General features: G+C 68.2%; 6 protein-coding genes. 2 read left to right on the plus strand and 4 right to left on the minus strand.

Features of this window, described 5'->3' with window-relative positions:
• Position 1: 1 nt before the first annotated feature.
• The 4 genes from ACTOWY_RS33530 to ACTOWY_RS33545 all read right to left on the minus strand — a co-directional run bounded on the left by ACTOWY_RS33530 (position 2) and on the right by ACTOWY_RS33545 (position 11,306).
• Positions 2 to 6,805 carry a polymorphic toxin-type HINT domain-containing protein gene (locus tag ACTOWY_RS33530; RefSeq protein ID WP_441313613.1) on the minus strand — a complete coding sequence of 2,268 codons (6,804 nt, stop codon included), beginning with the start codon at positions 6,803 to 6,805 and terminating at the stop codon, positions 2 to 4.
• Positions 6,806 to 6,849: 44 nt separating this feature from the next.
• Positions 6,850 to 10,185, minus strand: coding sequence for a LamG domain-containing protein (locus tag ACTOWY_RS33535; protein ID WP_441313614.1), 3,336 nt, complete (start codon positions 10,183 to 10,185; stop codon positions 6,850 to 6,852).
• 226 nt (positions 10,186 to 10,411) lie between these two features.
• Positions 10,412 to 10,699 carry a hypothetical protein gene (locus ACTOWY_RS33540; protein WP_441313615.1) on the minus strand — a complete coding sequence of 96 codons (288 nt, stop codon included), beginning with the start codon at positions 10,697 to 10,699 and terminating at the stop codon, positions 10,412 to 10,414.
• A 19-nt stretch (positions 10,700 to 10,718) separates the two neighbouring features.
• Positions 10,719 to 11,306, minus strand: a complete 588-nt coding sequence (locus tag ACTOWY_RS33545; RefSeq protein ID WP_441313616.1) for a TIGR03086 family metal-binding protein — start codon at positions 11,304 to 11,306, stop codon at positions 10,719 to 10,721.
• 54 nt (positions 11,307 to 11,360) lie between these two features.
• Here ACTOWY_RS33545 and ACTOWY_RS33550 point away from each other — a divergent pair, with 54 nt between their 5' ends.
• Together ACTOWY_RS33550 and ACTOWY_RS33555 are read left to right on the plus strand one after the other, a co-directional pair.
• Positions 11,361 to 11,801: a MarR family winged helix-turn-helix transcriptional regulator gene (locus ACTOWY_RS33550; protein WP_441313617.1), complete on the plus strand. Its 441-nt coding sequence runs from the start codon at positions 11,361 to 11,363 to the stop codon at positions 11,799 to 11,801.
• A 170-nt stretch (positions 11,802 to 11,971) separates the two neighbouring features.
• The gene (locus ACTOWY_RS33555; protein WP_441313618.1) at positions 11,972 to 13,156 is read left to right on the plus strand and encodes a cytochrome P450; all 1,185 of its coding nucleotides are present in this window, start codon (positions 11,972 to 11,974) and stop codon (positions 13,154 to 13,156) included.
• The last annotated feature ends 23 nt before the right edge of the window (positions 13,157 to 13,179 follow it).

Consider the following 13,179-nt stretch of genomic DNA (forward strand, 5'->3'; position numbering starts at 1 on the left):
GTCAACTCCCCGGGGGCCGCATGTAGTTCCCATCCCACTTGTACCCAGAATCTGTCAGCATCTTGAGTTCTCGAGCCAAAACTGTCTGCCTGTTGTTGCCTGCATCCCACAGGTTCCTATGCGTGAGCGGCGAAGCAACATAGACATCCTGCTTGTTCTTGACCACAGCTTTGACCCACGCATCATTCTTGCCAATCGTCCAGTTCGGGATGTTCAAGACGTCATGTCCTTCCCAACCCCGCGCCGCGGCAGTGTCATCAAGTCGCCCGACAACGGCGACATTTCCTGGCTGCGGCGCTCCGTCACCGAGCTCCGGCCCACAATTGTGAACCAATACCGGAGTGCCGCCAGCAAGAGCATAGTACGTGCGACTGACATCGACGGACAGGTTGTGCACCCGCTGCCGCGCCACCCGCTGACTCGCGGCCACCACCGTGACCCTCGCACCAGCGGAATCCAGCACCTCATCCCCCGGTGCCAGCTCACCCGCATACACCCAGCGCCCCTGGTTGTCCACCCAGAACGGATGATTATCCGTGGCCACCACCGACCCGGTCGCCTCGCCACGATCACCATCAGTGTCCACAGTGACCGTCACCAGCCGCTTGACACTCTCATTCGTAACCGTGCCGACAACCGCCCGAGCCCCCGACTCACCCGTCTCCGGATCAGCCGCCTGCACCCGATCGCCTATCCGTATCTCTTCAATCGGCTTGCTCGACCCATCGGCCAGCAACACCCGCGTCCCCGGCACAAAACTCCGGGTCGGACACGACCCACCATCGGTCTTCAGATCATCAGCGACCTTGTCGACCTTCGCCAGCAACGCCTTCGCCGGACCGATCTTCTCGAAATAGGTGCTGACCGCACTGATCGCCCGTCTGATCCCGTCATAGAGCTTCGCCAGACCGGTGAACAGTTTCGCCGCCGGAATCAGGTTTGACGCCAGGGACGCACAGCCCCAGAAGTCGCCCTTGACGAAACAGTCCTCCATGTCGTTGAGGCCGGTGATGTCCTTCAGGATCTCGCCGGCCGCGTCCAGGACGATGTCGATAACACGCTTGGCAGCGAGGCGCTTGGCCTCTTCGTACTCCTCCTGGCTGACACCAGCCTGCTGTCGAGCCTTCGCCTGTCGAGCATTCTTGGCATTCTTCTCGTCCGTCTTGGCCTTCACCCGGGCGATACGTGCGTTCTCGTCCCGCACCCGCTGCTCCCGGCTCCAACCAGGCGGGGTCACCCGGTTGAAGTTCTCGCCCTCGTAAATGCAGGTCGGCCGACAGTCCATGGCCAACCCGGTCGAGTCCGAAAACGTGATCGGGTTGCCGTTGGAATAGGAGTAGCCGTTGATCTGCTGGGGGTCGGCCAGGTCCATGATCGGGTCGGCTGAGATGAACCGGCCGGTTGTGCCGTCGTACTGGCGGGCGCCGATGTGGGTCAGGCCGCTGCTGTCGTTGACGCCGCCGACGAAACCCTTGTCGTCCGGCCAGGAGTCCGCCAGTGGTGCGCGGGTCTGGCCGAACGGGTCCTGGTAGCGGCGGTCCACCGCGCCGGAGGCGGCGTTGATGGAGGTGGTCGGTGAGCCCTGGTGGTCGCCGAAGGTCATGTTCAGCCCGGAGACCGAACCGCGGACCGCCACCGTCGCGCCGCCGTGGGCGTAGTACCGCTTGGCGGTTGGCTGACCGCCGTCCGGCATGGTCAGCTCCATGCCCGGCAGGTACAGCGTGGTGCGGCCGTTCTCCTTCCGCAGCAGCCTGCCACCGCCGGCGTCGTAGACGTACTGCGACTTCTTGCCGTCGGCCTCGGTGACCGTGCTCAGCTTGCCCTCGGCGTCCCAGTCCAGGGTCTGGGTGGAACCCGTGACCTTGCGGCTGGTGGTGTTGCCGGTGGCGTCGTAGCCGAACTCGTCCTTCCGCGTCCCGCCTGGCCCTTCCTGCTCCACGGAGCGGACGGTGTGCGGCTGACTCGCGCCCGGACCTGGCGCCGGGTAGTGGTACGTGCGGGTGGTGTTGCCCTGCGGGGCGTGCTTCACCTCGGTCTTGCGGTTGCCGATCTTGTCGAAGGTGAAGTCGTACCAGTACGGCGCCGCGCCGCCGATGTTCTTCTGCTCCAGCGGCATCTGGCAGTCGCCGGTGGACGGGGTGAACGCGGTGGTCATCCGGCGCAGGTAGTCGTACCGGAAACACTGCACGTCCTGCGGACCGCCCTCGGGCGTGTCCGCGATGCGGTTGATGTTGCCTGCCCGGTCGTAGCTGTAGTTCCGGTCCGCCACCCTCGCGGTCTCGGCCGAACCGCTGGTGATGACCGTGCGCTCGGCACGGCGGCTGCCTTCCTCGTAGAAGTTGTCGGTCCAGACCTTGCTGCCGCCGGAGCCGTAGGTGAGCCCCATGGTCTCGCCGTAGGGCGAGTACTTGTGCTCATCGGCGTAGGTCTGGATGCCGAATGTCTTGATCGGCATGCCGAGTGCGTTGTAGTCGTGCGCGATGGTCTCCGCGGGCAGGCCACCCGCCGCGGGCATCGAACTTTGTTCCAGCAGACCGGTGTTGGCCGAGTACTTCGCGCTGAAGGTGTAGGTGGCGGCGAGGCCACCCTCCCGTGCGGGAATGACCACCGAGGTCTTGGTCGGCCGGTTCGCGCCGTCGTACCAGTCCACCTTGGACGTGTACGCCTGACCGTCGACGAACCGGGTGGACGCGGTCGGCAGGCCCTTCTTCAGGGTGTCGAAGGTCCACTCGGCCAGCTTCTTCCCGCCGACCGACCCCTCGTACATGCCGTCTTTACGACCGAGCACGTCGTAGGAGTAGGCCACCGTCCGGCCACGGGAGTCGGTGGTCGAGGTCAGCTGGTCGGTGTCGTTGAAGGCGTAGGTGGTCGTGCCCTTGTCCGGGTCGTGGTCCTTGAACTTGCGGCCCAGCGCGTCGTACTCGTAGCGCCAGGTGTTGCCCATCGGGTCCTTGACCGTCTCCAGCTGACCGGCCTTGGTGTAGCTGTAGGTCGTGGCGTCGAAGGGCCCGTCCGGAATCTGGCCGTGGTACTGGCGGCGCTCGACGACCTGCCCCTGGGCGTTGCTGATCACCGAGGTGACCGTGTCGCCGGTCGGCGGCAGCACGTGCGTGCGGTCGCCCTCATAGCGGCTGCTGGTGCGCCGCTGCTCCACCTGGTCCTGCCGGGTGCCCTTGAGCTGGATCACCTCCAGCGACCGGGCCATCCCGTCGTAGTGGGTGACGCTCTGGTTCGGCACGTCGGTGTCCAGCACTCCGAGCAGTTCGGTGGTCGGACCCGAATCCTGGTTGTAGTAGGCGCCGTTGGTCTTCCAGGCCAGGCCGCGGGAGTCATACCAGGTGTCGGAGAGCACCCGGCCGCCGCTGACGCTGGGCGCCTGGGTCTGCCGTGGCCGCAGCATGCCGTCGTAGAGGGTGACCGAGATCGTGTGGCCGCCCTTCTCCTGCAACGACTTCGTGGTCACCGCGGTCGGCTTGCCCGGCCGGTACTCGTAGCTGTACTCGGTGCTCGCCGGGGTCGCCTCGTTGACCTTCGGCTTGTGCGGCGGCCACACCTTCGACATCCGGCCAAGCGGGTCGTAGGCCAGATCGGCACGTTCCCCGTTGGGCCCGGTCTCGGCGACCGGGATCGCCCAGGCCGGTTCCAGGGTCTTGACCGAGGTGTGCTGCACCTGGTTGGTCGTGGTGATCGTCCGGACCGGCAGACCCGCTGCCGGGCTGTAGGCGGTGGAACTCTTCTTCTTGTCCACATCGGTGGTCTCGATGGTCCGGCCGTACGGGTCGAACCTGCTCTCGCTCACCGGCTGGTAGCCGGTGCCGTTCCAGCGCTCGACCTTCGTCACCTCGCCACGACCGGTCGGCGCCTTCCCCGCCTCCTGGTGGTCGTAGGCGGAACGGACATCGCTGATCCGGTCGCTGTCCTTGCCCGGCGCCGCCGCACAGGGCACCGCGACGGTCAGCACCCGCGCGGAGTAGGTCAACAGCCAGCGGTCCCGGTTGCGCAGGTAGGTGTTCTGCGTGCACTTCTCATCACCCGTGACGGCGAGGTCACCCGCGTCGTCGACGGTCAGCGGGGTGCCGAACTCCTCGTCGAAGGTTTTGCTGACCAGGGTTTCCCGCCACTTGTCCCCGGCGATCAGGGCACGGCCGCGCACCTCCGCGGTCTGCACCAGATAGGACCGGTCGTCGCCGCTGGTCGCGGTGGGCCCCTTCAGCCAGGGCCGGTTGACCGAGGCCGAGACGACCTTGCCACCGTTGTGCTCCAACGACTCCAGCACAAACCCCTGCAGCGCCTCATGATCCTCAACCGCTGTGCCCTTGCCAGGAGTGACCCAGACATCGCGCTTCCGGCCGCCTGGCAGGCGATCCTCGTCCATCCCGCGCAGGTAGACGGTGTCGGTCATCGACTGGACCGTGCCGGTGTCCCCCTTGATCACGCGAACGTTCTGGAAACCGCGCCAGGCTGAGTAGGTCCGGTGCTCCGGCTTGCCGAAGTCGTTGTCGTCGAAGTGCCAGGCGCCGCCCTTGGCCGGGTACTGGTACTCGGTCTTCAGCACGCTGGAGCCGCCGATGTAGTCGCCCTCAAGCACATCGGTGACCACGTACTTGTGGAACCAGTCCAGCAGCGGTTCCGGGGCGCCCTCCGGGCTCCACCAGGTCGGGTAGCAGCGCAGGGTGTTCGCCTCGGGTGCGGGCAGTGGATCGCCCTTCCCGCACTCGGGCTTGGAGTACGTGACCGTGGTGTTCCCACCGCCCTCAACGCGGATGCCGGTGAGCCGGTACCGGGTGACCGAGGTGAGCCGGTCGATGGTGCCCACCCGGTTCGGCATCGAGGTCCCGCCGAAGGTGATCTCCGGCAGGGACGCGGTGCCGCCGACATGGCCGGAGCGGGTGGCGCCGGCCAGCCAGAGTGACGGCGAGAGACCATCACCGGGCTCGGGGAAGATGTGCCGCAGGCTCCAGGAGTCGACCTCGAAGTGCCGCGGCTGGGCGTTCGGCACCTCCCGCAGCACCTCGGTGACCACCTTGGTCAGCCGCTTGCGGGTGAAGAAGACCGGGGAGAGCTGGCTCTCACACCTGGTGTTCGGCGCGCAGATCTGGTCGAACGGCACGTCCGGCCAGGACTTGGCGGTGTCCTTGTTCAGCTGTCCCGGCTCGCAGGTGATCGCGCCGGAGGGCAGGCAGCGCTCGGCCGTCTCGAACCGCACCTTCGACGGCGCCGCCGCGTAGGCGTTGTCCTCGCGCAGGCCGTACTCGATGCGGTCGATGTGCCCGGCGCGCACGTAGAACGTGCCTGCCTCGGGCGTGGCGTTGCGGCCGTAGTGGTTCTCCTCGTAGTTGTAGTAGTAGACGGTGATGTTGCCCTTGGGGTCGATGACCTGGTCGAGGTTCCACCGCCACGCCTGCTGGCACCAGGCGGCGGCGTACTCGGGCTTGTAACAGGGCTCACCGGGGTGGTTGCCGAAGACCGGCACCGTCCACGCCGAGTTGGTCGTGGGGTGCCTCTTGGCGCCGTCCCAGCCGGGAAGCTTGTTGCGCCCCAGGAAGTACTGGGTGCCGTCGGTCGAGGTGACCTTCCAGTGCTCACCGTCGTTGTCACCGTTGTCGGCGCCCTTGAGCAGCTCGATGTAGGAGCCGTCGTCCTTCTTCGAGCGCCAGCGCTTGTTGGGCGCGTCCCAGACCAGTTCGGCGGAGGTGCCGCCGAGCATCAGGGTCGCGTTGTCCGTGTCGTAGCACTGGTCGCCGGTCCGGCGGTCGCCCTGGTTGCCCTTGACGCCGTTCTTGTCCTTGTCCTCCGGGCAGGACCGGTACTTGCGCTCGACGTAGCCACCCGCGCTGAGGTCCCAGCCGTCGCCGACCGTGGACGCCTGGTTGTTGGTGGCGCTGGTCCGGCCGTCCGCGGAGCCGGAGGAGTAGGACAGCCCGACGCTCGGCGCGGGCCCGCCCAGCGACGGCGGCACCTTGACCGGGATCGAGTAGCTGAAGTCGCCACTGGAGCCACCGGCCTGCCAGCTCGCCGAGGCCGCCAGATCCGTTGCCTGGTAGGAACCTCCGTTGCTGCCCGCACCGGGTTCGGCGGCCAGCACGGCGTTCGTGCCGACGGCGGCCCGGCCAGGTGAGGAGGGCGCGGCCAGGGTGACCGCGCCGCTCAGCAGCCGGTCCTTGGCGTGGTTGTCGCCGCGCAGCGGGGTCCCGGTCCGGCACTCAGCCCGCGCCGGCGTGCTCAGCACGCACTCCGGGTACTGCACCAGGCGCAGCCGCGAACCGTAGTTGCCGCCGTATGCCTCGGCGAACCCGCGGTAGTCGAGCCGGACCGACAGGTCGCGGCCCGCGGTGCCGCCGGCGTCGGTGACCTTCAGCAGCACACCGGGAACACCGGCCTTGACCGCCTCCGCTCGGTCGAGGACCTCCACCCGGACCTTGCCCGGATCAGCAGGCGCCGATCGGGCTGATGCCTGCGCGGGCAGGACACCAATCGCGACCGGCAGGTCTCCCGCCCTGCGATAGTCCACAGTGGACGGTCCTGGGTTACCCAGTGGCGTTGTCCGCCCGGCAGGCAACTCGACGTCCGCCGTGCCCTTGGCAGGCCAGGAAACCTGTGGCGGTGCGCTGATCGCCTTGGTGTCGGTCTCGCTGACCGGCACCGGCAGGGCCGGTACCGGCTTGCCCGGCACCGAGCGCTCCTTCTGTGGCGCGGGTCTGGTGACCGCCGCGGCGGCCGGTGCGGCGATGGCCGAGGCCGGTGTCGCGGCCAGGCTCACCCCCGCGACCAGCGCCACGGCGCGCCAGAATGTTCGGACCCTCATGACTGCCCCCTCCTCAGCTCGACCTCGCGGCCGATTCACCATGATCAGGACCGGTTCTTCAGTTGCAGGATCTCGGCGTCGCTGGGCACACCGGCGATGACCTTCACCTCGTCCACCGCGCCCTTGAAGTAGTCCGTGGCCTGCTCGCCCCACTGCGCCCGGCCGATCAGCAGGTCGCCGGAGTTGTTCCAGCCGTTGACGTTCTGCTCGCGGCCGGCGAACAGGCCGTCCACGTAGATCCGCGCCTCACCCGCGACCGCGTCGTAGACACCGGTGAGGTGCACCCACTCCCCGGCCTTGGCCGGCTCACTGGACAACGCCGTCCGCCCGCAGGGTTCCCGGTCCGAGCAGGAGAGCAGGAATCCCCACTTGCCCTGCTCCGGCCGGTACTGCAACAGGAATGGCGAGTACTTGGGGTCACCGATGCTGAGCACGGTCTGCGCCCGGTTGTCGAGGGACTCCGCCCTGACCCAGGCCGAGACCGTGAAGGACTGATCGGTCCGGAAACCTGGCCTGGGCGCGACCACATGACCGCCATTCGGCCCGTGCTCACCGTTGAGCCGGACCGCGGTGTACTCCTCCGCCGACCAGCTGACCCCGCCGTGGAACCGCGCGTCCCGGCCGCTCACCGCGTCCCGCGTGGTGCTGCCGTTGCCTTCCTGGAGCACGTAGTGCGCCCGGGAGATGGGCTGGTTGGCCAGGAAAGCGGCCTCGGTGGGCACCAGCACCCGGTTGTAGACCCGGATGTCGTCCACCGTGCCGGGGAAGTAGTCGACGAGCCCGCCGTCCCACCTGGCCGCGCCGATCACCAGGTCGCCCGCACCGGACCAGCCGGTGACCGCGGCCTCCTGCTGGCGGATACCGTTGACGTACAAGGAGAGTTTCCCACCGGCGGCGTCGTGCACGCCGACCAGGTGGGTCCACACACCCAGCTTCGGTGGTGCGGTGGACAGCGCTCGCGCGGTGCCGCCGGAGGGATCGCTCTTGTTGGGCATGGCGAAGGCCCAGCGGTCCGGTTCGTCGGCATACTGCAGGAAAAACGAGCTGACCTTGTGGCTGGGGTCGGTGCTTTCCTGGCTGGCCACGGTGAACCAGCCGTTGTCCCGATCCAGCTTGACCCAGGCCGAGATGGTGAAGCTCTTGGCGGTGTCCAGCACCGGTCCCCGGTGCAGCATCCGGTCGTCCACGCCGTCGAACTGGCTTGCCTTGCCGCGGTACCCCTCGGCCTGTTGCGCGGGCGCGCCTTCCGGTGCGAGTGAACGGTTGTTGCCGGAGGAGTCGCTCAGATCGGTGTCCAGTCGCCAGTGGGCCTGCAACCCGGCGGTGGCGACCTCGTGCGGCTTGACGATGAACTGGTACTTGTGGATCGGAGAGCGCCTGCTCGCCCGGTCGACCGAGCGCACGTACATCGTCTGCGGGCGTTCCAGCGTCGGCGTCCAGTGCACCACCGCGTTCCCGCCGATTCCGTTGGCGTTGACCCGGTTCTTCGGGTCGTCGCTGTCCTGGTCGGTGAAGGAGTACAGGTAGTGCTCGACGTCGGTGGTGCCATTGGCTTTGATCTCGAACCGGCCGGTCTGCCCGGCGCCGCCGGAGACCTTGCCCGCCGGGTAGTCGGTCGAGGACACCGCGGGCATCCCAGGGTCCTCGAAGTCGACGGTGAACTCGCACCGCTCCGACCACGCCGACACCTCGTAATCGCCCGCCCAGAGATGCCAGGTGTAGACCTGTCCGTCGGTGATCACGCCCTCGGGCACCTTGACCTCGGCGAACTCCCCAGAGGGGATTTTGTCGGCCTTGGTCTCGTTGCCGTCCCAGGTGTGCTGCTCCGCGGTGCCCTTCAGGACCCGGAAACCCGCGTCCAGCAGCGCGCCGGAGTCCGGATCGGACAACCGGGCGCGCAGCCGCGGGGTCTTGGTGAACACCACCGGGCGGTTAGGCCCGCGGACACAGGGGATCTGCCCGACCTCCATGCTCAGCTCGGTCGGCGGGTTGGGCGGGGTGTTGTAGCCGATCTCCAGGCGGGGGTTGAGATCAAAGCGCCGCCAGTGGTCCTTGCTGCCCTCGTTGTCGGCGCGGAACCCGAAGGTCACGTTCCGCCAGCCCTCGGCAACCCCTTGGCGCACAACGTCACCGGCCTCGACCTTGGCCTGACCGTCAGTGCGGCAGTACGTCGCGTTGTTCCTCTGGGTGATGTCCTGCAGGCGCCGGTTCCAGTTGGGCTGGTGCTTCCAGGTCGTGCCGGGGTCGATGCCACCGGTCACCCACACCTGGGTCGGCTGGTTGTTGCAAGCGGCCGAGTGTACGACCGTGGTCTTGAGTTCGGCCCAGTGGATGATGGTGCCGTGCACGCGGACGATGTCCAGCTCCGCGAATGACCGGGAAGTCATCCAGGCCCCGCGTTCCTGCGCGTATCCGGCCTTGAGGTCGTTGAGGTCGCCGCCGGTCTTGTCGTAGTTGCGTTCGGTCGGCCACTCGCTCTGCACCACCGCGTGGTGGTTCTTCCGGCCGGTCCACTGGTAGTCCGGATCGATGTAGACCGGGTACCTGGTGTCGGTGGCGGTGAGGAACGCGGCGTCCGGCAGCACGGCGAGCCTGGCCCCGGACAACTCCACGCCCATGGCCGCCTCCCGGCCGCCGTCGCCGGGACCGTTCAACCGGTCCGCATGGCTGCCGGGGCCGGTGGAGTCCCACATCCGGGACGCCTCGCCGGTGAACACGACCTTGCCCTCGCCGTCGACGGCCTGCAGGTCAGTGCCGTTGCCGACGGCCGGGGCGCCGCGTCCGCCCGCCGGCGGCGGCACCAGGCCGAGGGTGACGTTCTTCGTGTGCGAGTCGAAGACGACCTTGCGCACCTTGGGGTTCTTCGCCGCCTCGGCGTTCTTGACCACCAGCAACTGGCTGAACCCGGTGAGCGTGGCCCGTACGACCAGGTCAGCGCCGGGATAGACCTCGGCGTAGGTCGCGGTCGCGCCCGCGAGCACCGGGGCAGGCAGCGCACCCTCCCAGCCGAGGCCGACCTCCCGGCCGTCCCGGCCCAGCACCGCCAGCTTCTGTGCGCCGCCGCCGGACAACCGCAGGTCCACCGGTGACGCGGCCGGTTCGACCAGGCCGTCGGCGCGTTTGCGCAGGGTCAGGTCGATCGGGGCCCACTGGTCGCCGCGGCGAACCCGGACCGGCTGGACGTGCTCGGTGAGCGTGAAACTGCCATCCGGATTGGCCACCACCTGGCCGGTCTCGGTGGTCTTGGACGCCACCGTGACCGGCTGATTCTGCTGTTTCGCCGCGGCCCGTGCCGCGGATTCAGTGTGGGCCTCCCGGACCGCGGCCGCGGGTGCGGCGACGGCCGGTATGGCCACTGTGGACAGTGCTACCGCGGCCACCGTCGTGATGACGGCAGCACGAATCACGCGCTGCACAAGGCAGCGCTGCGCGCCGAACCTCAAACCAGCTCCCCCTCAAGAACCACGTGGTCTCAACGACCAGAACGTGGCTGCGCCCCCCAGACGCGCGGCCAGAAACCGCGGGCGAACTATAGGCAGCTGGTTCGCGAAGTTGCGATAGGCCGAACAGGGCAACTACGTAGCGCGACGGACAACCACCTGCCGCTCAGTTCTCCGGCAGGTAGGCATCGTGCTCCGCGTACCAGATCACCGCTTCGAACTTCTGCGCGCTGTCCGGCTCAGCCCCGTCGCGCTGGCCGGACCAGGCATCGAGCACCTCCCACGCGATGAACACCTCAAGCAGATACCGCATCCCCTCGGGCGTCTCGTCCTCGCGTTCTTCCGGCACCAGCACGGCCCGGGTTGACGGCGCCAGCACGGGAACGTCCTCAACGAAGATGGTCGAGCCCTCATCGCATTCGTGGATGGACTCCACCAGTTCACCAAGCGTCATAGGGACACCGTAGGAAAAATCACGCAGGCCAGTGCGGCGAACGCCCCAGCGCCAACAGAATCCGGTCCAGCGCCGTCCCCTCCCCCGGCAATCCCGGTCCGAACGGCGCTCCCGGCTTCCCCCGGCTCTCGTCATCCGGCACCGCCAACGCGATCCCCAGCGCGACCTCCGCCAGCTCCGGCGCCAGCCGATACGAATCCCCCAGCGCCCGGGCCACATCCCATCCATGCACCACGTAGTCGATCAGGTGGAACCCCACCGCCCGCCGCCCTGGCACCGTCACCCCGAACTCGGCCAGCGCGAAATCCCGCTCCAGCGCGCCCTCGGCCGCGAACGCCGCCAGCACCCGTTCCGCCGCGTCCCGGTACTCCGCCACCGGATCCGGTCCGAGCGGGCGCACCTGCCACACCGCCGGGTTTGCGCCGTCGCCCTCGGCGGCCGCGGCGAAGCCGTGGTGCTGCACGGTCATGTGCGCCAGCAGGTCCGCCACGGTCCAGTCCGCGCACGGGGTTGGGCGGCCCAGGTCGGTGGGTTTGATCCGGTTCACCGCGGTCACGCTGTCCAGCACCGCACGCCGGTGCTGCTGTCCCAACTCAGTCGTAAGCATGTGCATATGATGTGCATGCGCCTACGATCTCGTCAAGGTCAGTAAGCTGCCCCCATGACCGGGCGCCGTCGCGATCTCGCGGCCATGATCGGGCCGCTGGTGCGGGGGCTGATCGCGGCCGAGCTGCCGGTGTTGCGGGCGCACGGGGTGTCGATGTGGGCTTATTCGGTGCTGACCGCGCTCGACGAGGGGCCGGTGCGGACGCAAGCGGCGCTGGCGCAGGCCATCGGCGCGGACAAGACGCGGATCATCGGGGTGCTGGACGGGTTGCAGCAGCAGGGGTTGATCGAGCGGCGGGCTGATCCGGCGGATCGGCGGGTGCGGCTGGTGTCGATCACCGAGCGCGGGACCCGGTTGCGGCGGACGGCGCAGGCCGATATCCAGGCCAAGGAGGAGCGGGTGCTGGCTCGGCTGCCCGCGGCGGAGCGGGCCGCGTTCCTCTCCGCGCTGGAAGTGCTCGCCGCGGTGCCGCCGGAGGAGATCGCCGGGGCCTAGCGCGCCCATTCGCAGTGGAATTTCCGGAAATCGCCCAGAGGAATTCCACAACAGGCACTGGAGGCTGACCTCCAGTGCATCACCATTGTTTATCCGGCGTGGTTTCCGGTTATGTGTACGGGTATTCCTGAGCGACACGAGGGGTATTCGACGCGACGGAGGAAAAAGCCATGCCGGGCGAGGCTGGGGTTCCGGAGAAGCACTTCCGCTATCTGCAGGGCACGCGCCGCATCGGGCACTACCGCGCGGTGCACGACGCCGCCCGCGAGGAGTGTCCGGGCTTCCGCAGCACCGCGGACGGCGGCTACTGGGTGGTCAGCCGGATGGCGCCGTTGCGGGAGCTGTTCGGCAACCCGGCCGCCTTCTCCAACAGCGGTCTGTCCCTGCTCGACCCGGATCCCATCGAGCCCGCCATCCCCATGCAGCTCGACCCGCCGGTGCACACCGCCTGGCGGAAACCGCTGATGAGCGAGTTCTCCCCGGCTCGGGCCCGCGCGCTGGAGCCGGTCGTGCGCGGCCACGTCACCGAGTTGATCGACGGGCTGCTGGCCACCGGCTCCTGCGATTTCGTCGCCGAGTTCGCCCAGCGGCTGCCGGTCGCGGTGTTCCTGACCATGCTCGACCTGCCGCAGACCGAACTGGACCGCTTCCTGGCCTGGGAGGAGGCGGTGCTGCGCCCGGAGGAGGCCGAGGACGACCTGGACGCGGTGCGCGAGCAGGTGCGCGACTACTTCGGCGAGCTGGTTGACAGCCGGGTGGCCGAACCCGGTGACGACCTGGTCAGCCGGATGCTGACCTGGCGGATCGACGGGCGGGAGCCGAAGCGCGAGGAGCTGACGAACCTGCTGTTCGTGCTGTTCATCGCCGGTCTGGACACCATTTCCTCACACCTGTCCTACGCGTTCTGGCACCTGGCCACGAACCCGGCGGACCGTGCGCGGGTGGTGCGTGAGCCGGAGATCATCCCGAGCGCGGTGGAGGAGCTGCTGCGCTACTACGACATCATCCTGGACGGCCGCAGGGTGACCGAGGACGTCGAACTGGCCGGCTGTCCGATGCGCGCCGGCGATCTGGTGCTGTTGCTCTCCGGCGCGGCCAACCGGGATCCGCGGGAATTCGACCGGGCCGATGAGGTGCTGCTGGACCGCAGTCCGAACCGGCATCTCACCTTCGGCTGGGGAATTCACCGTTGCGTCGGCGCGCACCTGGCCCGGCTGGAACTGAAGGTGGCGCTGGAGGAATGGCACCGGCGCATTCCGGACTACCACATCCCGGCCGGTTTCCCGGTGCGGGAACGGGCCTTCGTTCAGCTCAGTGTGGCGAGTCTGCCGCTGCGCTGGCCCACCGCGGGCTGACCGTCACCTCCCGGGAAGGAACA

Source organism: Crossiella sp. CA198, assembly GCF_052078295.1.
Taxonomy (GTDB): domain Bacteria; phylum Actinomycetota; class Actinomycetes; order Mycobacteriales; family Pseudonocardiaceae; genus Crossiella.

Coding starts and splice junctions, on each gene's coding strand:
- ACTOWY_RS33555 (WP_441313618.1), top strand. CDS start 11,972: ATGCCGGGCGAGGCTGGGGTTCCGGAGAAGCACTTCCGCTATCTGCAG.
- ACTOWY_RS33530 (WP_441313613.1), bottom strand. CDS start 6,805: ATGAGGGTCCGAACATTCTGGCGCGCCGTGGCGCTGGTCGCGGGGGTG.
- ACTOWY_RS33540 (WP_441313615.1), bottom strand. CDS start 10,699: ATGACGCTTGGTGAACTGGTGGAGTCCATCCACGAATGCGATGAGGGC.
- ACTOWY_RS33545 (WP_441313616.1), bottom strand. CDS start 11,306: ATGCTTACGACTGAGTTGGGACAGCAGCACCGGCGTGCGGTGCTGGAC.
- ACTOWY_RS33550 (WP_441313617.1), top strand. CDS start 11,361: ATGACCGGGCGCCGTCGCGATCTCGCGGCCATGATCGGGCCGCTGGTG.